The 26,074-nt window shown below is 70.6% G+C and carries 19 protein-coding genes; 6 read left to right on the top strand and 13 right to left on the bottom strand.

Annotation, left to right across the window (positions count from 1 at the left end; translation table 11 throughout):
• Positions 1 to 3 precede the first annotated feature (3 nt).
• From NZH93_RS11410 to NZH93_RS11380, 7 genes are all read right to left on the bottom strand, one after another.
• Positions 4 to 513 (bottom strand): hypothetical protein, encoded by a 510-nt coding sequence (locus tag NZH93_RS11410; RefSeq protein ID WP_259622961.1) that lies wholly within the window; start codon positions 511 to 513, stop codon positions 4 to 6.
• Positions 498 to 1,790 carry a lytic polysaccharide monooxygenase gene (locus tag NZH93_RS11405; protein ID WP_259622960.1) on the bottom strand — a complete coding sequence of 431 codons (1,293 nt, stop codon included), beginning with the start codon at positions 1,788 to 1,790 and terminating at the stop codon, positions 498 to 500. Before NZH93_RS11405 ends, NZH93_RS11410 begins: the two co-directional genes overlap by 16 nt.
• A 16-nt stretch (positions 1,791 to 1,806) precedes the next feature.
• Positions 1,807 to 3,417 carry a cellulase family glycosylhydrolase gene (locus NZH93_RS11400; protein WP_259622959.1) on the bottom strand — a complete coding sequence of 537 codons (1,611 nt, stop codon included), beginning with the start codon at positions 3,415 to 3,417 and terminating at the stop codon, positions 1,807 to 1,809.
• 81 nt (positions 3,418 to 3,498) lie between these two features.
• A complete protein-coding gene (locus tag NZH93_RS11395; RefSeq protein ID WP_259622958.1) occupies positions 3,499 to 6,180 on the bottom strand; it encodes a glycoside hydrolase family 9 protein in 2,682 nt (893 codons plus the stop codon).
• 32 nt (positions 6,181 to 6,212) lie between these two features.
• Entirely contained in the window at positions 6,213 to 8,927 is a 2,715-nt protein-coding gene (locus tag NZH93_RS11390) for a cellulose binding domain-containing protein (protein ID WP_308214189.1), read from the bottom strand.
• Positions 8,928 to 9,195: 268 nt separating this feature from the next.
• Positions 9,196 to 12,126, bottom strand: a complete 2,931-nt coding sequence (locus NZH93_RS11385) for a glycoside hydrolase family 48 protein (RefSeq protein ID WP_259622957.1) — start codon at positions 12,124 to 12,126, stop codon at positions 9,196 to 9,198.
• 193 nt (positions 12,127 to 12,319) lie between these two features.
• Positions 12,320 to 12,742 (bottom strand): hypothetical protein, encoded by a 423-nt coding sequence (locus tag NZH93_RS11380; protein ID WP_259622956.1) that lies wholly within the window; start codon positions 12,740 to 12,742, stop codon positions 12,320 to 12,322.
• Positions 12,743 to 13,508: 766 nt separating this feature from the next.
• Between NZH93_RS11380 and NZH93_RS11375 the strand changes: the two genes are divergently transcribed.
• Positions 13,509 to 14,840 carry a glycoside hydrolase family 6 protein gene (locus NZH93_RS11375; RefSeq protein WP_259622955.1) on the top strand — a complete coding sequence of 444 codons (1,332 nt, stop codon included), beginning with the start codon at positions 13,509 to 13,511 and terminating at the stop codon, positions 14,838 to 14,840.
• 130 nt (positions 14,841 to 14,970) lie between these two features.
• Positions 14,971 to 15,939, top strand: a complete 969-nt coding sequence (locus NZH93_RS11370) for a hypothetical protein (RefSeq protein ID WP_259622954.1) — start codon at positions 14,971 to 14,973, stop codon at positions 15,937 to 15,939.
• 49 nt (positions 15,940 to 15,988) lie between these two features.
• Here the strand turns inward: NZH93_RS11370 and NZH93_RS11365 are convergent, their stop codons facing one another.
• From NZH93_RS11365 to NZH93_RS11345, 5 genes are read right to left on the bottom strand one after another with little or no spacing between them, the layout of a single operon-like run.
• Positions 15,989 to 17,014, bottom strand: coding sequence for a LacI family DNA-binding transcriptional regulator (locus NZH93_RS11365; RefSeq protein ID WP_259622953.1), 1,026 nt, complete (start codon positions 17,012 to 17,014; stop codon positions 15,989 to 15,991).
• Positions 17,011 to 18,408 carry a GH1 family beta-glucosidase gene (locus NZH93_RS11360; RefSeq protein WP_259623147.1) on the bottom strand — a complete coding sequence of 466 codons (1,398 nt, stop codon included), beginning with the start codon at positions 18,406 to 18,408 and terminating at the stop codon, positions 17,011 to 17,013. Before NZH93_RS11360 ends, NZH93_RS11365 begins: the two co-directional genes overlap by 4 nt.
• Before the next feature lie 11 nt (positions 18,409 to 18,419).
• The gene (locus tag NZH93_RS11355) at positions 18,420 to 19,304 is read right to left on the bottom strand and encodes a carbohydrate ABC transporter permease (protein ID WP_259622952.1); all 885 of its coding nucleotides are present in this window, start codon (positions 19,302 to 19,304) and stop codon (positions 18,420 to 18,422) included.
• Complete coding sequence (locus NZH93_RS11350) at positions 19,301 to 20,305, bottom strand: carbohydrate ABC transporter permease (RefSeq protein ID WP_372506608.1); 1,005 nt, start codon at positions 20,303 to 20,305, stop codon at positions 19,301 to 19,303. The genes NZH93_RS11355 and NZH93_RS11350 overlap by 4 nt, the downstream gene beginning before the upstream one ends.
• Positions 20,302 to 21,567 carry an ABC transporter substrate-binding protein gene (locus tag NZH93_RS11345; protein WP_259623145.1) on the bottom strand — a complete coding sequence of 422 codons (1,266 nt, stop codon included), beginning with the start codon at positions 21,565 to 21,567 and terminating at the stop codon, positions 20,302 to 20,304. Before NZH93_RS11345 ends, NZH93_RS11350 begins: the two co-directional genes overlap by 4 nt.
• A 967-nt stretch (positions 21,568 to 22,534) precedes the next feature.
• Between NZH93_RS11345 and NZH93_RS11340 the strand changes: the two genes are divergently transcribed.
• The 4 genes from NZH93_RS11340 to NZH93_RS11325 all read left to right on the top strand — a co-directional run bounded on the left by NZH93_RS11340 (position 22,535) and on the right by NZH93_RS11325 (position 25,373).
• The gene (locus tag NZH93_RS11340; RefSeq protein ID WP_259622951.1) at positions 22,535 to 23,053 is read left to right on the top strand and encodes a redoxin domain-containing protein; all 519 of its coding nucleotides are present in this window, start codon (positions 22,535 to 22,537) and stop codon (positions 23,051 to 23,053) included.
• A 4-nt stretch (positions 23,054 to 23,057) separates the two neighbouring features.
• Positions 23,058 to 23,906 carry a cytochrome c biogenesis CcdA family protein gene (locus NZH93_RS11335; protein ID WP_259622950.1) on the top strand — a complete coding sequence of 283 codons (849 nt, stop codon included), beginning with the start codon at positions 23,058 to 23,060 and terminating at the stop codon, positions 23,904 to 23,906.
• A 94-nt stretch (positions 23,907 to 24,000) separates the two neighbouring features.
• Complete coding sequence (locus tag NZH93_RS11330; RefSeq protein WP_259622949.1) at positions 24,001 to 24,504, top strand: SigE family RNA polymerase sigma factor; 504 nt, start codon at positions 24,001 to 24,003, stop codon at positions 24,502 to 24,504.
• The gene (locus tag NZH93_RS11325) at positions 24,501 to 25,373 is read left to right on the top strand and encodes a hypothetical protein (RefSeq protein ID WP_259622948.1); all 873 of its coding nucleotides are present in this window, start codon (positions 24,501 to 24,503) and stop codon (positions 25,371 to 25,373) included. The genes NZH93_RS11330 and NZH93_RS11325 overlap by 4 nt, the downstream gene beginning before the upstream one ends.
• Positions 25,374 to 25,415: 42 nt before the next feature.
• Here the strand turns inward: NZH93_RS11325 and NZH93_RS11320 are convergent.
• On the bottom strand, positions 25,416 to 26,074 hold a 659-nt coding region (locus NZH93_RS11320; RefSeq protein WP_259622947.1), incomplete at its 5' end, for a Gfo/Idh/MocA family protein.

The raw sequence follows: 26,074 nt of genomic DNA, 5'->3' as shown, positions 1-26,074 counted from the left end.
GTCTCAGTGCCCGTGGCCCTGGTGCATCTTGGTGTACACGCACCCCTCGGCCTCGGCGGGTTCGGGCGACATGACGTGCCCCTCGACCGGCGTGCAGTGCAGGTACCGCAGTCCCAGCCGCTCCAGCCCGTCCGTGGCGCTCACCGCGAAGCCGGGTCCGAACGCGAAGTCCGGGTCCCCCACGACCTCACCGGCTGCCACGGAAGCCTTCCAGGCCTCCTGGAACTCCCGCATCACCCCCGGCCGGAACACCACCAGCCCCAACTTCTCGTACGGGGCCACGGCACAGGTAGCCCACTCCTGCACGAACGGCGCGTACAGGTCCGCCCGCAGCGGCCCCACGAACTCCGCGAACTCCTCGATCGAACCGACGCGGGGCGACGAGCACTCCCCCGTCCGGGCGTGCACCCACTCCCCGACCCCGGCCGCCGACCCGGTGGCGGGGTCGGCGGCGGAACACGCCACCGACCCCGCCACCAGAGCCGCGCCCACCAGGGTCACGCCGAGCCGCACGACGCCCCGTTGAGGGTGAACGCCGCAGGGGTCGCCGGGGTGCCGGAGGCAGTCCCGTTGAACCCGAAGTTCACCGATCCACCGGCCGGGATGGACCCGTTCCAGCTCACGCCCTTCGCCGTGGCCTTCCCACCGGACACCACGACTTCGGCGGACCACGCGCTGCTGACCGTCTGCCCGCTGGGCACGTCCCACACCAGCGACCAAGGGCTCACCGCGCTGGTGCCGGTGTTCTTCACGACCACGTTCGCCGTGAACCCACCGGACCACACGCTGGGCGTCGTGTAGGTGACCGCGCACGCCCCGCCCGGCGTGGAGCCCGGCAAGGTCGTCACCGACACCGCGGACGAGGGCGGTGACGTGTTGCCCGCGGCGTCCTTCGCCACCACGTAGAACGCGTACGCCGTCCCACCCGAGAGCCCGGTGACCGTGGCCGAGGTCGAGGAGGGCGAGGCCACCAGCACGTCGGTGGCACCGGCCTCCCGGTACACCTGGTACCCGCTCACCCCGACGTTGTCCGTCGAGGCTCCCCAGGACAGCGCCACCGAGTTCGACGTGGCGGAGGCCGTGGGAGTCCCCGGCGTGGACGGGGCGGTGGTGTCACCGGGGTTCCCGCCGCCACCGTTGAACACGACGTCCGAGCAGCTATAGAACGCCTCGGGGCTGTCCGACCGCTGCCAGATCGAGTAGATCACGTGCCGCCCGGACTTGTTGGGCAGCGTGGCGTTCCACGAGTACTCCCCGTTCCCCAGCGGCGGGTTCACCACCGTGTTGAACGGCGCCGACTCCAGGTCCGACCACCGCAGCGGCTGCGCGGGGTTGTACCCGTCCTTCGTGACGTACTGCTCCCACGTGCCGGGGTGCGGGGCCCACGCGTTGTACTTGAGCGTGATCGACGCCCCCGCCTGCAAGGTCGTGGTCGGCCAGTCCGTGCGCCCGAGGTTGTAGGCGTCGTACTTCGTGGTCGGCCCGCACAGCTTGCCGTCACCGATGATCTCCCGGTGCTTGCCGCCCGCCTGGCTGATCAGGTTGCCGAACCAGTCCCACAGCGGTTGCTTGCCACCGGCGGCCACCGCGGCGGCGCACGCGGGGTTCGTGGGGTTGAGGTCGCCGCCCCCACCGCCCGCCCGGCCGTCTTCGTAGCACGCGTAGGTCCGGCTGGCGGGGTAGGTCATCGATCCGTGGGCGAGCGCCACTCCGCTCGGCACCAGCACGGTGGTGACGGCGGCGACACCGATCACCGCCGCACCCAGGGCGATTGTTCGCTTGAACCGCAACGACTTCTCCTTTCGATCACGAGCTGGTGCACGAGGCACCGTTGAGGGTGAAGGTCGTGGGTGCCGCGTTGGTGCCGGTCCACGAGGCGTTGAAGCCGAACCCGACCGACCCGCCCGCGGCGATGGCCGCGTTGTAGGGCGCGTTGACCGCCGACACCTGCGCGCCCGACTGGCTCGCGGTGGCGTTCCACATCTGCGTCACGGTCTGGCCGTTGGCGAAGGTCCAGCGCAGGGTCCACCCGTTGACGGCGGTCGACCCGGTGTTGCGGATCGTCACGTCGGCGCCGAACCCGCCCTGCCACTGGCTGCCGACCTTGTACGCGACCGCGCACGAGCCGCCACCGCTGCCGGGCGAGGTGGTGAACGTGGTGGTGCCGGACCGGGTGGACCGGTTGCCCGCCGCGTCGCGGGCGTAGACCGCGACGGTGTAGGCGGTGGACGCGGTCAGCCCGGTGAGCGTCGCGGACGCCGAACTCGTCGACGTGAGCGCCGACTCGGTGCCGCCGCTGACCCGCACCACGTCGTAGCCGGTGACGCCGACGGCGTCGGTCGACGCGGTCCAGCTCAGCGACGCGCCGCCGGAGGTGATCGAGGACGCCGACGGGGTGCCGGGCGTCGTGGGCGGGGTGGTGTCCACCGGACCGCCGCCGCCGTAGACGGCCGCCTGCCGCGAGGTCTGCTTGATCCCGTTGGCGCCGTTGAAGATGCGCTGGCCCCACGTGGTCAACTGGGCGGCGTTGAAGCCGGTCGCCATGTCGAGGTACTCGACGCCGCCGCCGTTGCCGCTCCACGACCAGCCCAGGTACCCGATCCCCTGCGACTGCGTGTAGGAGAAGATCGTGTCCTCGTCGGGGTCGCCGTCGGAGTGGTTGTGGCCGAACTCGCCCACCAGGATCGGCAGCCCCGCCGTGCGGAACCGGCCGAGGTAGTCGGTGATCTCGGCGGCGGTGTCGAACACGCCGTACATGTGGACGGAGAACATGGTGTTGCGCAGCGAGTCGCTCGCGAACACCGAGGCCGCGTTGTCGCGCATGGTGAAGGACCAGTCCTGGCCCCAGTTCGGCGCGTCCACCATCAGGGTGTGGGTGAACCCGGCGGCCCGCAGCCTGCCGATCGCGGCCTTGGTGTCGGCGGTCCACGCCGAGGTGTTCGTGTTGCCCCAGGGCTCGTTGCCGATGTTGAGGATCGTGTAGGCCTCCTGGCCGGTCATCGCGCTCTGGACGCTGATCCAGTAGTCGACGGCCTTCGCCAGCGACACGGCGGCGGCCTGCTCGCCGTACCCGGTGGTGTCGTGCACCTCCAGCACGCAGATGAGCTTGTTCGCCTTGCACTGGGAGATCACGTTCGCCACGTCGGTGGCGTCGTTGCGCGTCCACTGGTCGCCGCTGGACAGCACGACCCGAACGCTGTTGGCGCCCAACGCCTTCACGTCCGCGAGCGCTTGCGTGGTCCGGGAGGTGTACCAGGTGTGGGCGTGGTTGACGCCGCGCATGATGAACTCCGCGCCCGTCGCGTCGTAGAGCTTGCCACCGGAGATCGAGAAACCCGTGGCCGCGGAGGCCGGGGGGACGGCGACGAAGAACAGGGTGGCGAGCAGCGCGCTCGCCAGTGCGATCAGCCTTCTCATCGGCGGGAACCTCTCGTGAGGCGGTGGGTACCGGTGCGGGACGCCTGAGCGCGCAGTACGCCCCGCACCGGAATCTGCGGGTTAGGGCTCGACGCCCCAGGAGAGCGCGCCGCCGGTGTAGGCGGTCACGCGGTCGTGGTCCGCCCAGGAGGCGGAGACCCGGTAGCTGTGGTCGTCGGCCTGGTCGAACGCGGACCAGTCGGACTTGGCGAAGCGGAGCTGGATGTCGCCGCTGGTGGAGCCCGCGGCGACACCGCCATCCGTGAAGGTGACCTGGAGGTAGGCGTCGGCGCCGGTCCTGGCCGTCGGGAGCTTGACGACCTCGGCCCTCACCTGGGCGCAGCCGACCACGGCCCAGTCGCAGAACACCTGGTAGGTGGGCGAGGGGGTGTCGCCGGTGAACCAGTACCGCAGCGTCACGCCGGTCAGCGGCAGCGCCGCCGTGCCCCGGTTGGCGACCTGGAGGGTGGCGCGGACCTGGCTGTCCCGCGCTCCCCCGTCACCGCGCTGGAGCACCGCGACCGAGCCGCCGCCACCGCCCGCCGTGGTCGTCACGGCCAGCGGGCCGGTGGCCGCCGACGTGTTGCCCGCCGCGTCGCGGGCGCGCACGGCGAACCGGTACGCGGTCGAGGGCGTCAGCCCCGTCACGGCGTAGGTGGTCCCGGACGGTGTGCCGATCACGGTCGACGTCGACCCGTCGACCCGCAGCACGTCGTAGCCCGCCACGCCGACGTCGTCGGTCGACGCGGCCCAGTTCAACGTGAGGCCTGTGCTCCCGACGGCCGACGAGGACAGTCCACTCGGGACGGTCGGTGCCTGAGTGTCCGGGGTGCTCGTGCCGTCCGGGGCGGTGCCCCACACGGTCCGGCCGTCCTGGACGAGGACCATCCGGGACGTGGTCGTCGGCGTCACGTTGCCGACCGGCAGCCCCTGGTAGGACCAGTCGTTCGTCGGGTCCCAGGTGCCGGAGCTGGTCAGCCGGAACTGGACCTCCTTGCGGTACGCCGACTGCCCCGCCGGGGCGATCCCGGTGCACGGGACCTCGACGTAGTAGACGTTCCCGCTGTGCCGCAGCGGCTTCGACGCCGTGCCGCACTGGTTGTAGTTGGTGGTGACGGTGATCTGGTCCGCCGTCGTCGAGCCGTCCAGGGTGAAGTAGTAGCGCAGCGAGCCGTTGAACGTCCGCGCGGGCCACGCCGACCTGTTGAGGACGAACGACTTGATCTCGGTGAACAGGGTGCTGCTCTGGCTCACCGCGGCCTGCGTGGTCAGCTCCGGCCCGTCCGTGGTCTCCGCGACCGGGAAGTTCGCCAGGGGTGTGCCGCCGTACTCGCCGTGGAGGCGGGCCAGCGCGCCGGTGAACCCGGCGTTGTAGTCCAGCGCCACCTCGTTGGCCACGTAGTCCTGCCTGCTGTCGACGTACGCGTCGTTGTTCGTGCTCGGCCCGCCGACCAGCGCCCCGTACAGGACGTGCCTGCTCGTGACGGGCTCGGCGATGCTGTCCGCCCACGACCCGTGCGCCGTGCGGTGGTGCGGGTTGCGCGGCGGGTTCACGCCGAAGCCGACGACGTAGCTGGCGCCGCGCGGGTTGTCGCCGAGCGCGTAGTTCACCTGCCGCACCGCGAAGTCGTGGTAAGTGGTGGCGCGCGCGGCGTCCCTGGTCTTGAGCCAGTCGCTGTGCACCAGTGCGACGAACGCCGTGTTGGCCGCGTACCGCAGCGACCCCCAGCTATCGAGGACGGCCTGGCCGCCAGGCGAGTACCGGACCCGGTTGCCGTTGTAGCCGGTGGTCCAGAAGTCCAGCCAGCGGTTGGCGTCGGTGAGGTAGGTCTGCTCACCGGTCAGGTGGGCCATCAGCACGTAGGCGCCGTAGGACTTGTCGTCCCAGGCGATCGTCCACTTGTAGGAGCGCTCGGTGCTCTGCGGCTCGGTGCCGAGCTTGGTGTACTCGGTCTTCGCCTTGGTCAGGTAGGACGCGTCACCAGTGGCCCGGTACAGCCAGATCGCGCCCCACACCAACTCGTCCTGGTAGCCGCTCCAGGAGTTGTAGTAGTTCGCCGCGTCCGTGATGCAGGCGCTGTACTTGCCGCGGTAGGTGTCCGCGAACGAGTAGAGCTGCTTGGCGTGCGTGATCAGCGTCGCCGCGTAGGTGGGATCGGTCGCGGAGAACACCATCGAGCTGGACGCGAGCGCCGCCGCGTACTCCCCGGCCAGGTCCGAGCCGGGGCAGGACGCGTCGACCTTGTAGGACGGCCGGGCCATCGGCATGACCTCGGCCGAGCCCCACCAGGCGTGGTCGGGGTTGCCCGCCCCGACCTGCCCGTAGACCACGTTCGGCGACGGGTGCGCCTTGATGATCCAGTCGGTGCCCCACTTCAGGTTCGACCGCAGCGCGGCGAGCTGACCGGAGCTCGTGTAGGCCTGCCGGTTCTCGACCGCCCCCCACGCCAGCATCGACATGCTGGACGCGAAGGGCAGCCCGAACTTGACGTGGTCGCCCGCGTCGAAGAACCCGCCCGACAGGTCGAGCCCCACGTCCGCGCCGTCGTTCACCGCCGAGTCGCCGCGCCAGGAGACGCGGTTGTCGGCGGGCAGCCTGCCCGTCCGCTGGGCGTCGTAGAACCAGACGGACTTCTGCAGGGCTTCGCCGTAGTTGAACGCGGGCGCGGCGGACGCGCCCGGCGGTGCGGGCGCCACCAGTCCCACCGCCGCGAGGAGCGCGGCGGCGAGCCAGGTGAGCGATCTCGACGTGCGTCGGTGCACGGGAGCCTCCGGGAGGGCAGGGGTGGTGGGCTTTACGCGCACGCCTTGTCGTTGACGGTGAAGGCCGTCGGTCTGGCGTTGGTGCCGGTCGAGCTCGCCGTGAAGCCCACCTCGGTGGTGGCGCCCGCGGCGATCGTGCGGTTGTAGGAGGCGTTGGCGACCGAGACCGCCGCGCCGGACTGCGTGACGACACCGCCCCACAGGCTGCTGATCACCTGGCCGTTCGCGAACGACCACTTCGCCGTCCACCCGTCGATCGGGGTGGTGGAGGTGTTGGTGATCTCGACCTTGCCCTGGAAGCCGCCCTGCCACTCGCCCGTCACGGTGTACTTCACCGAGCAGCCGGTCGACGGCTGCGGGGTCGTGGTGGTCGTCGTCGTGGTGGTGGTCGTGGTCGTCGTGGTGGTGGTGCTCGTCGGCGTGGTCCCGCCGGACGTCTGGCCGAGGATCACGCCGCGGCCGTTGGTGCCCAGGTAGACCCGGCCGTAGACGCGCGGGTCGCCGGTGATGGCGTCGCCGATGTTGCCGTACTGGTGCTTGTCGTCGTTGATCCGCGTCCACGTGGCGCCGGTGTCGTCCGAGCGGAAGACGCCGCGCACGCCGCCGATCAGGGCGATGGCGTAGAGCGCCGGGTAGGTCTTGCCCGTCGCGGCCTTGCCGAAGCCGATGTTGCTCGACTCCGTCACCGACGTGGACTTGGTGAAGGTCGCGCCGGAGTCCGTGGAGCGCCACAGCCCCGCGCCACCGGCCAGCCACACGTCGCCCTCACGACCGGCCACGGCCTTGAAGTGCCCACTGGCGGGCAGACCGGTGGCGGCCGACGCGGTGAACGTGGCCCCGCCGTCGACGCTGACGTAGAACCTGTTCGCGGCGAACCCGTAGAACTTGCGCGGGTTGACCCGGTCCGACTCCACCACCGCGCCCGCCTGGATGCCGCTCGACGCCTGCCAGGAGTTGCCGAAGCCGACGGAATAATGCACGCCCGCGCCCACCGGGCTCCAGACGAACCTGCTCCCGTCCGCCGCCGCGGCGACCGTGCCGCCACCCGTCACACCGCCCGGTTCGGCGCCCTGGAACCAGTTCGAGCCGCCGTCGGTGGAGAACGCGACCCGGTTGTCGTTGGGGCGGCTCGACTTGTCGAACTGCCCGACCCGCACCATCGTCGCGGGCGTCAGCTCGGCGTAGTCCAGCCCCGTGGTCGAGGTGAAGGTGGGCTGGGTGAACACCTTGGCGGGCACGGCGTCCAGCCGGTCGTGCCGGAAGCCGCCGATGTCGCCGAGCGCGCTGATCAGCGGCGCGCCGGAGGGCGGGCTGATCAGGTCCAGCACCGCGGTCTCCTCCAGGCCCGCGACCATCGGCGTGATGGTGATCTTCCCGCCGGTGTCCCACGTGGTGAGGTTCCTCGTGCCGTAGATCGTCGCGCCGGTGCCGTACATCATCCGGTTGGAGTCGAACGGGTCGATCTCCATCGACTCCGTCATCCAGCCCAGCTTCGGCGTGACCTCGGGGGGCTGCGGGTTCATGCCGAGCGACAGCCACGGCACGGCCGAGATGTCCTGCGTGTAGCGGGTGGAGCGCTCGGGGTAGTTGGTCCAGTCCCAGATCCGCGTCCAGGTCGCGCCGGAGTCGGTGCTGCGGAAGAAGATGACGTCCGGCCACCACGCCACCTGCGTGGCGACCATCAGCGTTCCGGGGCGCGAGCGGTCGACGGTCAGGCCGCTGTAGCCGAAGAAGTCGTCCGTGCTGCTCGACGGGATCGGGCTGACCTGCGTCCACGCGCCGGTGGCCGTGTTCAGCCGCCACACGTCGCCCTTGGCGCCGTCGTACGGGCCGCCCGTGTCGCTGGTGGCCAGGAAGAGCTGCCCCGCGCCGTCCAGCACGCCCTTGTGCGGCAGGAACCCCGTCGGCTGCCCGGCCACGCGGGTCCACGTCGTGCCGCCGTCCGTGCTGCGGTAGACGTTGTTCTGCTTGTCGGCCACACCGACGTAGATGGTCTTGGTCGTCTGGCCCGCGGTGCCGGTCCTCGGGTCGAACGTCACCCAGAGCACGCCCTGGTTGTCGTTGAGGTACCCGTTGGGGTCGTTGGGGTCCTGGGCGTAGTTGCCCGCGTTCGGGAACGCGGTCACCTTGCCCCACGTGACGCCCGAGTCGGTGCTGCGCCACAGGCCGTTGCCGCTCGGCGCTCCCAGGTAGAGCACGCTGTTGCGGTTCGGGTCGATCGCCAGCCGCTCGCCCATGCCGCGACCGGGCATGTTGCCGCCGAGCTTGAACGGGAGCGCGGTCTTCTGCCAGGTGGAGCCCCGGTCCGACGACCGCAGGATCGCGCCGTTGTTGGGGTCCCAGGTGTTGGTGTACATGCCCGCGGCCACGTACACGCGGTTCGGGTCGACCGGGTCGGTGGCCAGGCTGGCGACGCCGTTGAGGCCCCAGTCGGTCGCGCCGACGTGGTCGAGCAGGGGAATCCACCGGTTGGTGGACTGGTTCCAGCGGTAGGCACCGCCGATGTCGGTGCGGGCGTACACCAGGTTGCGCTCGGTCTGGTTGAAGACGATGCCGGGGACGAAACCCCCGCCCGCGATCTCGACGTTGCTCCAGGTGTACCCGGCCTGCGCCTCGGCCGGGGCGGGCCCGGCGACGTGCGCGACGACCACGAGACCGGCGGTCGTCACCGCCGCGGCCAGTCCCGCCAGCGCTCTGCGCGGGGCAGAGGCGCGTGGGCTCCTCGTGTTGTGCAGGGGATATCGCACGAGTGTGCTCCTTCTCGAATGCGACGGCCCCATCATGGGAGCACCGCTGATCTACCTCCGTCAAGGACTGAACCGGTTAATCGCACCAGCGTTCAAGAGTGCGAAAACCATTGCGGCACAACCGCTTAAGCGCTCACCTTAAAACTGCGCGACAAGGTCCACACAGGACTCAACACGCCTTCGACAGCGCTGTCGAGGACGTCGTGTCGCCGAGCCCGGACCACCGCCCCCCGCCTGCCGGGTTCGGGGGGCGGCGTCCGTCCGGGTGTTACCCGAACAGCTCGGTGTGCAGCGAGAAAGCCGTCGCGATCTCCGCCTGCGCCCAGAACCTGTGGTACGTGAACGTCGGGGCGGCCCCGCCGTCCAGGTAGGCCTGGACCTTCGGCCACTCCGGATCGGTGCGGAACTTCGAGCGCAGCGACAGGAACGAGGAGTTCTGGTCGATCGCGTCGCCGTTCGGCATCTTCCCGGTCCAGCCCGGCGGGACGTAGGGGCCCTCACCGGTCGTGGCGTTGTACTTGTCGTCGAAGCGGTTGTAGTCGCTCCGGGTCTCGGGCACCGCGATGCCCTTGTCGTCCTGGTGGGCGAGCAGTGCCGTCAGCAGTCCCTCGCCGACCGTCTTGGCCTGCGCGTTGCCGGACTTGGCCGCGTAGTTGAGCAGCGTCTTGGCGTACGACGCCGCGACACCCACGTCCGTGCTGAAGTTGAGCACCCTGGCCCGCAGGTTGGCGTTCGAACCGGGGGTCGTCGGGTTCCAGGTGTCCGGCGCGCCGGTCCACTCGATGTCCGACGGGATCTGGAAGTTCCCGTTCGTGCCGATCGTGGTGTTGGCGATGGCCCACGGCACCCACTTGTCGAGGATCTTCTTGGCCCGCGCGTCACCGGTCATCTGGTAGAGCGACGCCGTGCGCTCGATCCCCCACGCCTGGAAGCCGAACCACCGGTTGCTCGGCGGGTCGCGCCACACGGGGTGGGCGTCGTAGTACATGCCGTAGAACGTCGGCGTGCCCGAGGGAGGCGTGCCGTAGTTGCCCTCCCAGCTATTGGTCACGCCACCGGCGATGGCGCCGTCGGCGGACTGGAGCCACTGGAGCATCTCCAACTGGCGGTCCAGGCTCTTGGCCCAGTCCGCCTGGCCGGTGGCCGACAGCGGCTTCAGCGCGGCGGTGTTCGCCAGCGCGTAGGCCGCGAGCGGGTTCTGGTAGCCCTGGTGCGAGGCGCCGTCGCCGATCCTCCACGCCCAGCCCGCGGACGTGTCGGTGGCACCGCCCCACGCGTAGTACCAGGACATCAGGTAGTGGTCGCTGTCCTTGCCGGTGCCCGCCGCGCACGAGCTGGCCCCGACGCAGCCGCCGATCTTCTTGAAGTACTTGTCGAACATGGCGTACCGGAGGTAGTCGCCCATCTTGGCGGCCTTCTTGACCTCCGAGGCGATGTCGCCCGCCTTGCCCTGCGCGGTGGCCCACTGCTGCGCGAGCAGCGCGACCTGCACCGCGCGCGCGTCGGCGTCCGGCGCGTTGGTGTACTTCCACTGCTTGGCGTAGGACGCGTCCTTGGTGAACAGGTCCAGGTAACCGTTGGGCCCGCCGTGCTTGAACGTGTCGCAGGACGGCTGCGGGATGGTCTCCCACACCGACTCCGACGACCCGCGCTGGTAGGTGTTGATGTACGCGGGCGCGGTGGTGCCGTCGCCGCAGCGGCCGAAGCCGAGCGTGTTGTCCACGTCGATCAGCCAGTGCATGCCGTACACGTCACTGGTGCCGTAGGCGGACTTCAGCTCGTTCGCGATCGGGTCGGCGCCCACCTTGACGTTCGCGTCGAGCACGGACGGGTACTGGTCCATCCGCGAGTGCTCGGGCGCGTAGGTCGCGGGCTTGGACGGGTCGTACTTGTCGTTGGTCGGCTGGTCCGCGGTGGCGGGGATGATGAACTTCTCCATCGACGCCCATGCCGACTTGAACGGGGCCCAGTCACCGGCGATCCGGCCGTAGCTGGCCTCCAGCCACAGGTAGTAGCTGAACGCCTCCGAGGTCGTCTGGTGGCCGTGGTCCGGCGCCTCCACCATCAAGGTCTCGATGGAGTGGTAGGGCACCAGCAGGTCGCCGAACTTGCGGAAGTAGCCGCTCGCCGGGTCCTTGATCTTGTTGTACTGGTCGAGGAAGGCCTGGTTGAAGTCCGAAGTGGACGACGAGATCTCCTTGACCACCACGGACGCCGCCGTCTGGCCGGTGGCCGACGCCGAGAAGGTCGCGGTGCCGAGGTCACCGCCGTTGGCCGCCGACGTCACGGTGACGTTCTGCTTGGTGTTCCAGTTGGACGTGGTGAACGTCAGCGTCGTCGGCGACGCCGTGAGGTCCGCGGTGCCGGAGGCCCGCGCGATCGTCACCGCGACCGACGACGTCGGCTGGATCGCCAGCGAGACGCCGAACGTGCCGGTGGCGCCCTGCTTGACGCTCACCGCGCTTGGCGAGGCGATGATCGCGGGGCCGGAGAGCACCTTGACCGCCGCGGGCGTGGAACTCGTGGCGGCGCCGCGGTTGTCGTAGGCGCGGGCGCTGATCGAGTAGTCCCCGACCGGGACCCCGCTCCAGGACCCCGCGAACGGCGAGGCCGTGTCCGTGGCGAGGAGCTGGTCACCCGCGTAGAACTCGACCTTGGCGATCGTGCCGTCGGAGTCGGCCGCGGTCGCGGCGAGGGGGATCGTGCCGGGCGCGGTGTACGTCGCGCCCGAGGCCGGGCTGGTCAGCGAGACCGTCGGCGCCTTGTTCGCCCCCGTGCAGGGGACGCCGTTGAGCGCGAAGTCCGTCGGCGCGGTGTTCGTCGCGCCCTTGCTGCCGTTGAAGCCGACCGACGCGGTGCCGCCGACGGGGATCGTGCGCGCCCAGTCGGGCGGCGTGACGGTGACCTTCGTGCCGGACTGGCTGAACGTGCCGTTCCAGCCCTGGGTGACCTTCTGGCCGTCGGTGAAGTTCCAGGTCAGGTTCCAGCCGGTGACGGCGTCGCCCTCGTTGCGGATGGTGACGTTCGCGCCGAAGCCGTTGTTCCACTCGCTGCTGACCTGGTAGTTCACCGTGCAGGCCACCGCCGCTTGCGCCACCCCGCTGGTGGCGGGCAGCACCGACGCGACGATCAGCGCCACGACGGTCAGACCCGGTAACGGTCGCCTGAGGAGCGGACGTGCTCTGCCCCTGATCCTCATTCGGTCCTCCTCGATCTCGGGTCGCCGTCGACCCGTGCAGGGGTGCGCGCCGAAGGGGCGGGCGGGGGCGCCCACTTCGGTCCGCGTGGTGGTGCGGTGGTCTGGCTGCGGCGGCGGGCCGGGTCGGGGACCGTGGCGTCGCCGCTGTCGGAGGAGCCGAGGGCGGTGGTGGCGCCCGGCCCGGTCGAGCCGTTCAGGTCGAGGTCGTCGACCGACGTGCGGGTGGCGTTGCGGGTGGGGCCCCGTTCCGGGGGCCGCCGGTCGGCTGGTCGGCGGGTCTGCTCCGCCCGACCGCCCAGCCGGACAGGGGTGCGGCGCCCGGTCTCGCGGTGGTGGTCCCGGCGCGCTCCGGGGCTGGACCACCGCCTGACAGCACGGACCCGACGCGGTGGGCCGCGAGGTCGGGCACCGGCTTCGGCGCACCTCGCTCGACCCGCGCGCTCGGCCCGACCTCGACGTCGAGGCCCGTCCTGGCGAGCAGGGCGCCGACGCTCCCGGCGACGGCGGGTGCCGCGGGCCGTGAGGGCGGGACCAGCACCAGAGCGCCGATCGCCGCTGTCGCGAGCGGTGCCGCGGTAGCGGCGCCGGACCCACTGGATAACGGAGTGCGCGTCATTGCGGAACCTCCGGGAAAATTCTGGGAGCGCTCCCAAGTTAGGGCTTAACCGCCCGGAAACGCAATGCACCAGATGTTTCCTGCGCCGACCGGCTCTATTCGACGACGGCCGATCGGCCCAATTCGAGAAAGCCGCAATATCAACATCAGCGGCACCGGAACCTCGGCCAGGCGTCTCTCTAATGGCCTAACCGAGCCAAGATCGGACACCGGACGTAGCCCGGACTAGGCCGATCGCCGTCTCAATTGACGAATTCATCGAACTTTCGACCGGTTTTCGCGACAGCGCGTGTCTGAACAGCACGACATGGACCACGTTTTCCCGGCTCACGGGTCTTTTCCGGCACGTTTCCCCCTGGTTAAAGTCCTTCCCACCTGGGAGCGCTCCCAGTCCCCTGCCCCCGCAGTCGAACAGATGACGCGAGGATTTCATGCGAACCACTCCCCCACCTTCCGGGCCTCCCGGCCCGGTTCGCGGCCTGACCGCCGACCCCTGTGCGGCCCGGAGCGCCGGGGTGCCCGCCAGGCGAACGGCGGGAACCTGACCGGCACCCCGGACGACGCGCCGCACGCGAGCCTCCGAGGCCCGAGCCGGTCGACCACACCGGCCCGGAACGCCTGACCCCGCGTACGGCGCGGACGCCGGTCCCGTCGCACTGCCCTGCGGCGGGACCGGCGGCACCACACCCCTGCCGCCGCCCTGAAACGCGGTGCCGGGGGGAGCAGCGTCGCTCCCCCCGGCACCCGACCCACCGGGAGAGCCACCATGTCCGCACCGAAGCACGCCCTGGCACTGGGAGCGCTGTCCACCGCGCTCGCGGTCGGGGGCGCCCTCCTGCTGCACGGCCCGAGCACCGCGCTGGCCGCCGATTCGGCGTTCTACACCGACCCCACGTCCAGCGCGGCCAAGTGGGTCGCGGCGAACCCCGGCGACTCGCGCGCCGCCGTGATCCGCGACCGGATCGCGTCCGTCCCGCAGGCGAAGTGGTTCACCACCACCAACACCGGGACCGTCCGCGCCGAGGTGGACGCCCACGTCGGCGCGGCGGCCGCCGCGGGCAAGATCCCGATCCTGGTCGTCTACGACATCCCGAACCGCGACTGCGGCGGCGCGAGCGGCGGCGGGGCCCCGTCCCACAGCGCGTACCGGCAGTGGATCGACCAGGTGGCCGCCGGGCTGGCGGGCCGACCCGCGTCGATCATCCTCGAACCCGACGTGCTCCCGATCATGACGAGCTGCCAGAGCGCCGCGCAGCAGACCGAGACCAAGGCGTCGATGGCGTACGCGGGCAAGAAGCTCAAGGCGGGCTCGTCCTCGGCGAAGGTGTACTTCGACATCGGCCACTCGGCGTGGCTCGGCGCGGGCGAGGCGGCGAACCGGCTGCGGGGCGCGGACATCTCGAACAGCGCGGACGGCATCTCCACCAACGTGTCGAACTACCGGTTCCGCAACGACGAGGTGGCGTTCGCGAAGTCGGTGCTCGACGCCGTCGGCGACTCGCGGCTCAAGGCTGTGGTGGACACCAGCCGCAACGGCAACGGCCCGCTCGGCAGCGAGTGGTGCGACCCGGCGGGCCGCGCGATCGGCACCCCCAGCACCACCGCGACCGGGGACTCGCGGATCGATGCCTTCCTCTGGGTGAAGCTGCCTGGCGAGTCCGACGGCTGCATCGGCCCGGCGGGCCAGTTCGTGCCGCAGCGGGCGTACGACCTCGCGGCGGCGGCCGGGCCGATCGAAACGACGACGACCACGACGACGACCACGACCACGACGCCCGGCAACCCGTCCGGCGGCTGCCAGGTCAGCCAGAAGATCACCAGTAGCTGGTCCGGCGGGTACGGCGGCGAGGTCGTGATCACCAACCGCGGCGCGGCGATCACCTCGTGGACGCTGGAGTTCTCCGCGCCCGGCGTGACGCTGTCGCAGGGCTGGAACGGCAACTGGACCGACACCGGCGACGTCATCAGGGTGACCAACGTGGCCTGGAACGGCCCGATCGCGACCGGCGCGTCGGTGACCGTCGGCTACAACGCCACGTTCTCCGGCGGCACCCCGCCGTTCGGTAGTCCGAAGCTGAACGGCGCGGCCTGCGCCTGATCCCCCCGGACCGGAGTGGCGCTTCGCGGGAGGCGCCACTCCGCCGTGCCCTGGAGGTTCCGGAACATTCCGGAACCTCCAGGGCGCCACGGCTGTCAGACTGGAAACTCTTACGCAGGGGGAGATTTCCATGGTGACACGACGGTCGGCGGCGGTACTGGTGGTGGCGGCGGTGCTCGGCACCACGGCGTGCTCGGCGACGGAGATCGAGCCGGACGCGATAGGCCTGCACTACACGTCGGGCAGCTTCGACGGGAAGGCGTTCTCCAGTGTCGTCCGGCCGGGCGAGGTCGAGTGGACCTGGAACGACGACGTCTACCGGCTCACCACGGCGCAGCGCAGCTTCATCGTCCGCCGGGACGAGCGGGCCGACGTCAACGGCGTGATCAGCGTCCCGGCAGGCGGTGACGCCGAGACCAACGGCATGCTCGTCGACTTCGAGATCAGCGTGGCGTTCAAGACGAACACCCGCGACAACGACGTCCCCGGCTACGAGGGCGGCACGCTGCGCAAGTTCTTCGAGGACCTGTGCAAGCACTACGAGTGCCAGCTCGACTCGGACGGCAACGAGCCCGAGGGGTGGCGCAAGCTGCTGCGGGAGAAGTTCTACCCGCAGCTCGAGTCCGCGTTCAAGGACGAGGCCCGCCGCTACTTCGGCGACGCGATCGTCAACAACGTCCAGGTGGGCGACACCGACACCGGCACGCTCACCCTGCTCCAGGGGGATGTCGGCAAGCGCTTCCAGGAGTACCTGGAGCGGCAGACCGGCAAGCAGTTCTTCTGCGGTCCGTCGTTCGACCGCGAGGTTCCCGGCGACCCGAACTCGAAGGACCCCCGCCTGCTGCCGTGCCCGCCGGTCGAGCTGCTGATCATCGGCGCCGACTACAACGACCCGGAGATCCGCAAGGGCCGCAGCGCCAAGAAGGTGGCCATCGACCAGTCCGCCGCGCAGGCCCAGTTGTCGAAGTCGCTCGCCGACCCGAACTACCTGGAGTACCTGCGGATCGAGGCGTCGAAGGAGTGCGCGCGGTCCAACCAGGCCGTGTGCGTCTTCTCCTCCGGCGCCACCAACCCGTCGCTGAACCTGCCCGCGAAGTAGGTCGGGATCGCCCGCCGCACGGCTCGGGACACGTGCGGCGGGCGACGTCTCAGGCGCTGGCCCTGATCACCAGCGAGGTGGGCAGCAGCAGGGAGGGCGGCAGCCCCTCCTCCCCGTCGAGCTGACCCAGCAGGCACCACGTCATGGTGCGGCCGAGCTGCTCCACGTCCTGCCGCACGGTGGTGAGCGGCGGCAGCGCGGTGGAGGCGATCATCAGGTCGTCGAACCCGACGACGGCGACGTCGCGCGGGATGCGGCGGTTCTGCGCGTGCAGCACCCGCAGCGCGCCCATCGCCATGATGTCCGCGGCGACGAACACCGCGTCCAGCTCGGGTTCGCGGGACAGCAGGTCCTCCATCGCCGCGGCGCCGCCGTCCGGCGTGAAGACGGTGCTGTGCGCCACCAGGTCCGAGGGCTGGCCCGCCTCGGCCATGCCGCGGCGCCACCCGTTGAGCCGGTCCATGCCCACGGCCATGTCCTTCGGCCCGGCGATGGTCGCGATCCGGCGGCGGCCGGTGGCCACCAGGTACCTGGCCGCCTCCAGCGCGCCGTTGAAGTTGTCCGAGTCCACGTACTGGATGCCGTCGCCCACCAGCGGTCGGCCGCCGACCACGATCGGCACCCCGGCGTCGGCCAGCTTGAGCGGCAGCGGGTCCTGCCCGTGCAGGCTGACCATCAGCACGCCGTCGACGTGCCCGCCCGCGAGGTAGCCCACGATGTCCTGCTCGTCGTCCTGCTGGGTCATCATCAGCACGAGCTGGACCCGCCGACCGGACAGCTCGGCGTGCACCCCGCGCAGCACGCCCGCGAAGAACGGGTCGGACAGCACGCGGCTGCCCTGCTCCGACACCACCAGCGCGATGGCGTTCGCCCGGTTGCCCGCGAGCGTCCTGGCCGCCTGGTTGGGGCTGTAACCCAGGTCGAGGATGGCCTGGTGGACCGCGTCGCGCGCCTTGGCGCTGACGTAGGGCTCCTCGTTGATCACCCTGGAAACGGTGGAACGCGACACCCCGGCCGCACGGGCCACTTCCTCCAGCCTCGGGCCGGGGCGTCGGTTCCTGGCTACGTCGGTCACAGGCCACCCGTGGCGACGAGTGCGTTCTCCCTCGTCACCTTGGCGTACCACCGGGCGCTCGCCTTCGGCGTGCGGATCTGCGTGTCATAGTCCACGTGCACGATGCCGAACCGCTTCGCGTACCCCTCGGCCCACTCGAAGTTGTCCAGCAGCGACCAGCAGAAGTAGCCGCGCAGGTCCACGCCCGCCTCGATGGCGTCGTGCGCCGCCCGCAGGTGGGACTCGATGAAGCCCAGCCGGTCCGGGTCGTGCACGCCGCCGTCGCCGTTGACGGCGTCGGGGTAGGCCGCGCCGTTCTCGGTGATGTACAGCGGCAGCCGCGGGTACTCGTCGTGCAGGCGCCGCAGCACCTTCGTGAGGCCCGCGGGCTGCACCTCCCAGTCCATGTCGGTGCGCGGGAGGTTCCTGGTGGGGAACGAGAGCTGGTCGAGCCCTACCCACGGCGACCCGCTCTGCCGCCGCCCGTTGCGCAGCGGGACGAGGCCGTCGGACACGGTGCTCACGTTGTGCTCGGAGTAGTAGTTCACCCCGAGCATATCCAGCGGCGTGGAGATGATCGCCAGGTCGCCCTCGTGGACGTTCTCGATGAAGCCGTACGGCCGGAAGTCCTCGATGACGTCGGCCGGGTACTCGCCGCGCAGCACCGGGTCGAGGAACATCCGGTTCTGCATGCCGTCCAGCCGCCGGGCGGCGTCCACGTCGGACGCGCTCTCCGGGTCCGCGGGGAACACCGGGTAGAGGTTCAGCGTGATGCCCACCTCGGCGTCGGACTGGACGGCCCGGATCGCGGACGTCGCCAGGCCGTGGCCGAGCAGCAGGTGGTGCACCGCGGCGACGGCCGCCTCGGGCTCGCGGCGACCGGGCGCGTGCACGCCCGCCGCGTAGCCGAGGAACGACGAGCACCACGGCTCGTTGAGCGTCGTCCACGACGTGACGCGGTCGCCGAGCGACTCGACCACGGTCGTGGCGTAGTCGGCGAACCGGAACGCGGTGTCGCGCTCGGCCCAGCCGCCCTTCTCCTCCAGCGCCTGCGGGAGGTCCCAGTGGTACAGCGTGACCCACGGCTTGATCCCGTTGGCCAGCAGCGTGTCCACGAGCCTGCCGTAGAAGTCGAGGCCCGCCTGGTTGGCCCTGCCGCCGTCCGGGCGGACCCGCGGCCACGCGATGGAGAACCGGTAGGCCTGGAGGCCCAGGTCCACCATCAGCTTCACGTCCTGCTCGACCCTGTTGTAGTGGTCGGCGGCGGGCTCACCGGTGTGGCCGCCGACGATCGCGCCGGGCAGCCTGCAGAAGGTGTCCCAGATGGAGTCGGTGCGACCGTCCGCGGTCGTCGAGCCCTCCACCTGGAAAGCGGCCGTCGCCGCGCCCCACACGAAGCCGTCGGGAAACGAAATCTGGTCCACAACTACCCCTTCACAGCGCCCTGCATGATCCCGGCGACGATCTGCCGCCCGAGTACGAGGAAGACCAACAAAACCGGGACCGTGGCCATCGTGGTCCCGGCGAGCACCAACGAGTAGTCGACGTAGTAGCCGGACTGGAGCTTCTCCAGCGCGACCTGGATGGTCGGGTCCTCGGGGTTCAGCACGATCAGCGGCCACAGGAAGTCGTTCCAGGACTGCATGAACGTGAACACGCCGAGCATCGCCGCGGCGGGTCGCACCGCGGGCAGGCACACGTGCCAGAACGTGCGCAGCAGGCTGCACCCGTCCATCCTGGCCGCTTCGATCAGCTCGTTCGGGACGGCGTCGACGATGTACTGCCGCATCCAGAACACGCCGAACGCGGTGACCAGGTTCGGCGCGATGACCGCGCCGAGCGTGCCGGACCAGCCGAACTCCGCCATCGCCATGAACAGCGGGATCACGCCGAGCTGGGTCGGCACGGCCAGGGTGGCGATGACGAACAGCATGAGGCCCTTGCTGCCGCGGAAGCGGAGCTTGGCGAAGGCGAACCCCGCCAGGCTGGAGAACAGGACGACGGACACCGTGACCGTGCCGGACACGATGACGCTGTTGCCGAGCGCCTTCCAGAACGGGATGGAGTCGACGACCCTGCTGGCGTTGGCGAAGAAGTTCCCGCCGGGGATCAGCGGCACGTCGCCGGTGAAGACGTTGGCGTCGTAGCTGGCCACCAGGAACGACCAGTAGAACGGGAACGCCGACCCGAGGATGAACGCGATCAGGATCCCGTACACCACGAAGTTGGGGCGTTCCAACAGGGTCGAGGCCTTGAGCTTCTTGCCGCGACCCGGCCTGCGCACCGGGGGTGCGGTCGTGAGCGCGGTCATTCCGCCTCCCCTGTTGACGCGATCCGCCTGGTGAGGAAGAAGTTCGCGGCGGCGATGACGAGGACCACCAGGAACAGGATCCAGGCCATGGCCGAGGCGTAGCCGAGGTCGAAGTCCTGGAAACCGGCCTGGTACAGGTAGAGCACGACGGTCTGGTACTGGTGGGAGAACCCACCGCCGCTGCCGCCCGCCGGGTCGAACAGCTTGGGCTCGGTGAAGATCTGGAGCCCGCCGATCGTGGACGTGATGACCACGAAGATGATCGTCGGGCGCAGCAGCGGGAGCGTGATGCTGAAGAACCGGCGGACCGCGCCCGCTCCGTCGACCAGCGCGGCCTCGTGCACCTCGCGCGGGATCGCCTGCATGGCGGCCAGCACGATGAGCGCGTTGTAGCCGGTCCAGCGCCAGTTCACCATCGTGGCGATGGCGACGTGGCTGGCGAACCAGTTGCCCTGCCAGTCGACCGGGCTCAGCCCGACGGTGTCCAGGAACGAGTTGATCAGGCCGTACTGCTTGCCGAACAGGTTGCTGAAGATGATCGCCAGCGCGACCAGGCTCGCCACGTACGGGAGGAGCACGCCCATCCGCCACGCCGTGCGCGCGCGCAAGGCGGTGTTGAGCAACGCGGCCAGCAGGACCGCGGTGATCATCTGCGGAACGCTGGACAGCACGAAGATGCTGATCGTGTTGAACATGGCGTTCCAGAACTGGGAGTCCGCCAGCAGCGCGGTGTAGTTCTCCAGGCCGACGAACGGGTGCTCGTCACCGCCCAGTTCCCAGTCGAACAGCGAGACGTACCCGGTGTACAGCAGCGGGAAGAGGCCGATCACCGCGAACAGCACGAAGAACGGCGCGATGAACAGGTAGGGGGTGAACTTGACGTCGAGCCGGGTGAGCCGGTCGCGCCAGGGCAGTGCGGGGTGCTCCTGGGTGTCACGGCGGACGGGCGGGCGGGGCTCGACGCCCCGCCCGCTCGGTACCTCCGTGAGGTCAGCCGTCACTTGGCTGCCTTCTGGGCGCCCTCTACCGCCTGCTTCCAGGCGTCGTCGACGCTGGTGCCCTGCTCGACCGCCTGGAGCGCCGAGTTGAACACCTTGTCCTGGATGGTGCCCGAGGCCGGGCCCTTCGGCTGGGCGGCCGGGACCTTCTTGGCCTGCGCGGCGAACAGCGCGCCGGTCTTGACGCCGCCGAAGTACGCGCTGGTCTGCTCGAGCAGCGCCGGGGACGTGAGGGCCTCGACCTGGCTCGGGAACGTGCCCTTCGCGGTGAACGCCTTGATCTGCTGCTCGGGGGCGGTGAGCCACGCGGCCAGCTCGGCGGCTTCCTTCGGGTGCTTGCTCTGCTTGGGCACGGTCAGGAACGAGCCGCCCCAGTTGCCGCCGCCGTCGGGGAAGGCCTCGGTGACGGCCCACTTGCCCGCGTTCTCCGGACCGGCCTGCTTCTCGACGACGCCGAGCATCCAGGACGGGCAGGTCTTCGTGGCGAAGGCGGCGTTCTTGAAGCCGGTGTTCCACTCGTTGCTGAACGCGACGAGCTTGGCGGACTGACCCTTGGCGACCGCGGCGGTCACCTGGTTCCAGTCGGCCTTGAGGTCCGGGTTGGTGTCGACGACCAGCTTGTCGCTGGCGTCGTAGTAGCCGACCTTCTCCTGGTTGATCATCGCGTTGAAGACCTGGGCGGCGCTGTCGAACCACGCCTTGTCCGCGGACTTGGCCTTGAACTGGTCACCGGCGGCGAAGTAGCTCTCCCAGGTGGCGAAGACGGCCTTCACGCCCTCGGGGTCCGACGGGAGCCCTGCGGCCTCGAACAGGTCCTTGCGATAGCACATCGCCAGCGGGCCGATGTCCGTGCCGTAGCCGATGAACGAGCCGTTCTTGGTGGCCGACTCGGACTTCCAGCCCAGCCAGCGGTCGGGCTTGACGTCGGCCGGGCCGATCTCGCTGAGGTTGTTGAACTTGTCCGCCTTCGACAGGACCTGGGGGAGGTAGCCCTCCTCCACGGCCTCGATGTCGGACAGGCCCGACCCCGCGGCGATCTTGGTGAACAGGTTCTGGTGGTGGTCGTCGGCCTTGCCGGTCTTGCGGGCGACGACCTTGATGTTCGGGTGGGCCGCCTCGTAGGCCGGGAGGAGGTCCTCGTAGCCGAACTCGTTGAAGGTGGCGACGGTCAGTTCGATCTTGCCGTCGGCGGTGGTGCCACCTGTTCCGCCGCTCGACCCGCAGGCTGCGGTTGCGGCGAGCGCGGTGGTACAGGCCAGCGCCATGACCCATCGGCTTGAGCGGTGCGGCACGTAAGAACTCCTCTGCTGAGGGCGGCGGATCTCGGCGGCCTCCGGATGAGGCGAGCGAGTCTGGGAGCGCTCCCAGGTGCCGAAGTGTGGTCGGCGCCACTAACGGGTGTCAAGCACTTGTGTCCAGCCTGTTACCAACGGGCGTCGAACGGGTGGACTGGAGGCTTGAGCTGCGAAGATTTGGTAACGGCCAGTTTCGGACCTCATTGGACCCACCTGTTCGGTTACTCAATTCCGAGAGCGCTCCCAGGACTACCACCAGGTCAGATCCGATTCAGTGGGCCCCCGTGACCAGGGCTCGCGAGCACAGTGGACGGTCTCTCGGCACCCACTACGCCAATCGAGACCGCCCCCTCCACTCTTGGCCGATCGGGACGCCCACCGTGGCGCACACTCGCCACCGCGAAACGAGACGAAACGCCTCGTCGGCCGGTGCCACCGCCCCCACCGACGGGTACGGGCGGGCGCCCCACGGCCTGCCCCGACACGGCGGCGGCGAGCGACACGACGACCGACAGCCGACCGACAGCGACCCGCCGCGGTCCGACCACAGTGGACCCGACCCCGCCGGAGCCCGATCCGACCCGCTTCCACGACGGCCTAGTGGACGCACACGGGTGTGCGACACCGATTTTCGCGCCCTCGAAGGACAAATCACCCAACCCGGACACCACGGGGCGGCGTTCGTCCGAACGCGCCGAACCCCGCGGCGCACACGCCTCCGAGAGGAGCGCGCGCGCAACCGTTGGCAGTACTCGGTTCACCCTCATGGCCCACCTCGTCGTGGATGTTCTGGGAGCGCTCCCAGCGACCGTAGCGCTACCCCGCGCCGAGGGACAAGGACCGTGGCTGCTTCTCGCCGGGCACACACGGTCGGGACTACCCTCCGCCGAATCCGACGCACGCCCACCCGCCGCCACGCCCGCTGGAGGCTTTCGACGTGAAACCCGTCCGGTCACTGGGACTGGTGCTCGCCGCGCTCGCGCTGGTGGCGGCCTGCGGCAAGCCCTCCGACCCCGCTCCCCCACCGGCCGCCGCGAGCGCCCCGACCTCCGACGGGAAGCTGGGGTTCACCGCGAAGACGGTCGACGGCAAGGACTTCTCCGGCGACAGCCTGGCCGGGAAGCCCGCCGTGCTCTGGTTCTGGGCGCCGTGGTGCCCGTCGTGCAACCGCGAGGCGCCGACGATCACCAAGCTGGCCAAGGAGATCACCGACGTGTCGTGGGTCGGCGTCGCCGCCAGGGACGAGGTGCCCGCGATGGAGGCCTTCATCGCGAAGTACGACATGGGCGGCTTCCCGCACATCGCCGACCTCGACGCGTCCGTGTGGCAGCGGTTCGGCGTGACCGCGCAGCCCGCGTTCGCGTTCATCGGCGAGGACGGCCAGGCGGACGTGCTCATCGGCAGCCCGACCGAGGAGGACGTCCGGGCCAGGATCGCCAAGATCACCGGCGCCTGACCGCGTGGACGTCCAGGTGCTGGGCTTCGCGCTGGCCGCGGGCCTCGTGGCCGCGCTCAACCCGTGCGGCTTCGCGATGCTGCCCGCCTACCTGGCGCTGGTGGTCGGCGACTCCACCCGTGGCCGCTCGGCCGCCGTGTCCCGCGCCCTGGCGGCCACCGGGGCGATGGCGCTGGGGTTCCTGGCGGTGTTCGGCACGTTCGGCCTGGTCGTCGCACCGCTGGCCGCGTCCGTGCAGCGCTGGCTGCCCGCCGTGACCGTGCTGATCGGCCTCGGTCTCGTGGTGCTCGGCGTGCTGCTGCTCCTGGGCCGCGAACCGACCCTGCCGCTGCCGAAGCCGGGCCGCGGGGCGCCGACCGCCCGGCTGCGCTCGATGTTCGGCTACGGCCTCGCCTACGCGGTCGCGTCCCTGTCGTGCACCGTCGGCCCCTTCCTCGCGGTCACCAGCGCGACGTTCCGGCGCGGGTCCGTTGTGGACGGTGTCCTCGCGTACCTGGCCTACGGGCTGGGCATGGCGCTCGTCGTCGGCGTGCTGGCGGTCGCCGTCGCCCTGGCGGGCTCGACCGTGCTGGCAGGCGCGCGGCGGCTCCTCCCCCACGTGAACCGGATCGGCGGCGGGCTGCTCGTGCTCGTCGGCCTCTACGTCGGCTACTACGGCTGGTACGAGCTGCGGCTGTTCTTCGCGGGCGGCAGCGCCTCGGACCCGGTGGTCGAGGCCGCCGCCGTCGTGCAGGAGTTCCTGGCTGCACGGGTCGACGAGTTCGGCCCGCTGCCCTGGGTCGCCGCCCTGGTCGTGCTCTGCCTGGTGGCGGCCGTCGTCGGCAGGCGCCGCCGCCGTTCCACTGTGGACTGACCGGTGCGTCGCCGAAAGTTTCCCGTGGACCGTGCAACCGGATCCGCTCCCGTGAGCGTGACTAGCCCGGTACCGCACGACAGGGGAGAGACGAATGAGTGATCGGGACGCCGAGTTCGCCGAGTACTTCGCGGCGCGCTCCGGCGCCATGCGCGGCACGGCGTACCTGCTGTGCGGCGACTGGCACCGGGCGGAGGACCTGGTTCAGGTCACGTTCACCAAGCTGTACCTGGCGTGGCGGCGGATCGCCAGGCACGAGGTGGTGGACGCCTACACCCGGCAGATCCTGGTGCGCACGTTCGTCTCGGACACGAGGCGCGGGCAGTACCGCCGCGAGCGGTTCTCCGACGGCTCCCCCGAGGCGGCCGGTCCGGCGAGCGGGTCCCCGGAGGACCGGCTGGTGGTGCTGGCCGCGCTGGAGCACGTGCCGCCCCGGCAACGGGCCGTGCTCGTCCTGCGGTACTGGGAGGACCTGTCGGTCGAGGAGACCGCCAGGGCGTTGAAGTGCACTACGGGAACGGTGAAGAGCCAGGCCGCGCGGGGGCTGCAGACGCTGCGCGGCAGGCTCGCCGACGACTACCAGGAGTGGGGCCGATGAACGAGGACGAGGTCAAGAGCGCTCTGCACGGGGTGATGGTGGCGAGCAGCCCGCCACCGCCGATGGATCCGGGGCTCGCGGTCGAGGCCGGGCGGAAGGCGCACCGGCGTCGTCGCGCGACCTGGGCGGGCGGCGTGGCCGGGCTCGCGGTCGTGGGGATCGCGGCGGGCGCGGCCCTGCTGCCCGGCGCGATGTCCAGCGGTCCGCTGGAAGCCGCGAACGGGGGTTCCCAGCCCGCCGGGGACTCCCGGCCCGCCGCGGAACAGGGGGGCGGCGTGGTGGGGGAACCGCAGGTGAAGTCGTCCGAGACGCTGTGGCCGGACGGCCAGACCGACCGGACCGCGACCAGCGGCCCCCGCGCGACCAAGAGCGTCGACATGGTGCCGGTCCTCGCGGGCGCCGTGCCGTCCGGCCTGTCCGTCACGGGCGGGGCGAGCGGCGTGTCCGTGAACACCCAGTCCCAGTTCGAGGAGTACACGGCGACCGGCGGCCAGGTGTGGGAGTACGTGGTGACCGCGCCGGTCGTGAACACCGACGGCAGCGGTGCCGTGGGCACCCTGTTCGCCGAGGTCACGACGGCGGGCAACACCTTCCCGACGGGTGCCTGCGAGGTGACCGAGCGGTCGTGGGGCATCAAGGGCACCTGCCGGGTGGTCGACGTCGACGGCAAGAAGGTCGGCGTCCTCACCTCGGACGGCACCGAGAAGCGGTTCGACCAGCTCGCCGCCTACCGCCACGACGACGGCACGGTGGTCTTCGTCGCGCAGGCCAAGGCGTTCCGGGAGGACATCCCCGCGCTGGCCGCCGCACCGCTCACCGAGGACCAGTTGGTCAAGCTCGCGACCGACCCGAAGTTCCACCTGGACTAGCGCAGGCAGGTGCCGCTGCCACCCGGCAGCGGCACCGCGGGTTCACGCGTGGAACGCCTCCACGGCCTCCTGCACCCGCAGGGCGATGTCGAAGCCCGCCAGGTTCGGCGAGCCGGTCCCGCGCACGGCCTCGGCGAACAGGCCGAGGCGCGAGGCGTCCGAGCCCCTCCGGCGGCTGGGGACGGGGTTCCAGGAGCCGTCCTCGAAGACCTCCAGCCTCGCCCAGTCTCGCAGCCGGTACGACCGGCGCGTCCCCCACAGGACCCACTCGTACACCTCGGGTCCGGCGACGCCCGCGACCCCGGTGAAGTGCACCGGCACGTCGCCGGCCCGCAGCAGCCCGCGCGCGGCCACCTCACTGCCCTCGGCGGGGAAGTCGGCGCTCACGTCGACCGCCCGCAACGGCCCCAGCAGCCGGTCCGTCAGGTACGCGAAGTGCGAGAACACCTCCCGCACGAACCCGCCCTGCTGCCGCCCGTCCAGCCACGCCGCGTCCGCCTGGAACTCGCGGGGCCACTGGGGGAACTGGAGCCGGACGTCGACGCCGAGCACCTCGCCCGCCTCACCGGCGGCCAGCGCCCGCTCGACCTCCAGCACGACGTCCCGGTCCGAGAGCGCGAAGTTCACCGCCGTCGCGAGCCCGCTCGCCGCGGCCGCGTCCCGCATCGTCCGCCCGTCCTCCGCGCTGACCGACAGCGGCT

The organism is Umezawaea endophytica, from assembly GCF_025061645.1.
GTDB classification, from domain to species: Bacteria; Actinomycetota; Actinomycetes; order Mycobacteriales; family Pseudonocardiaceae; genus Umezawaea; species Umezawaea endophytica.
The sequence above is the reverse complement of the archived record's forward strand: the minus strand, read 5'-3'. Positions and strand labels throughout refer to the sequence as shown.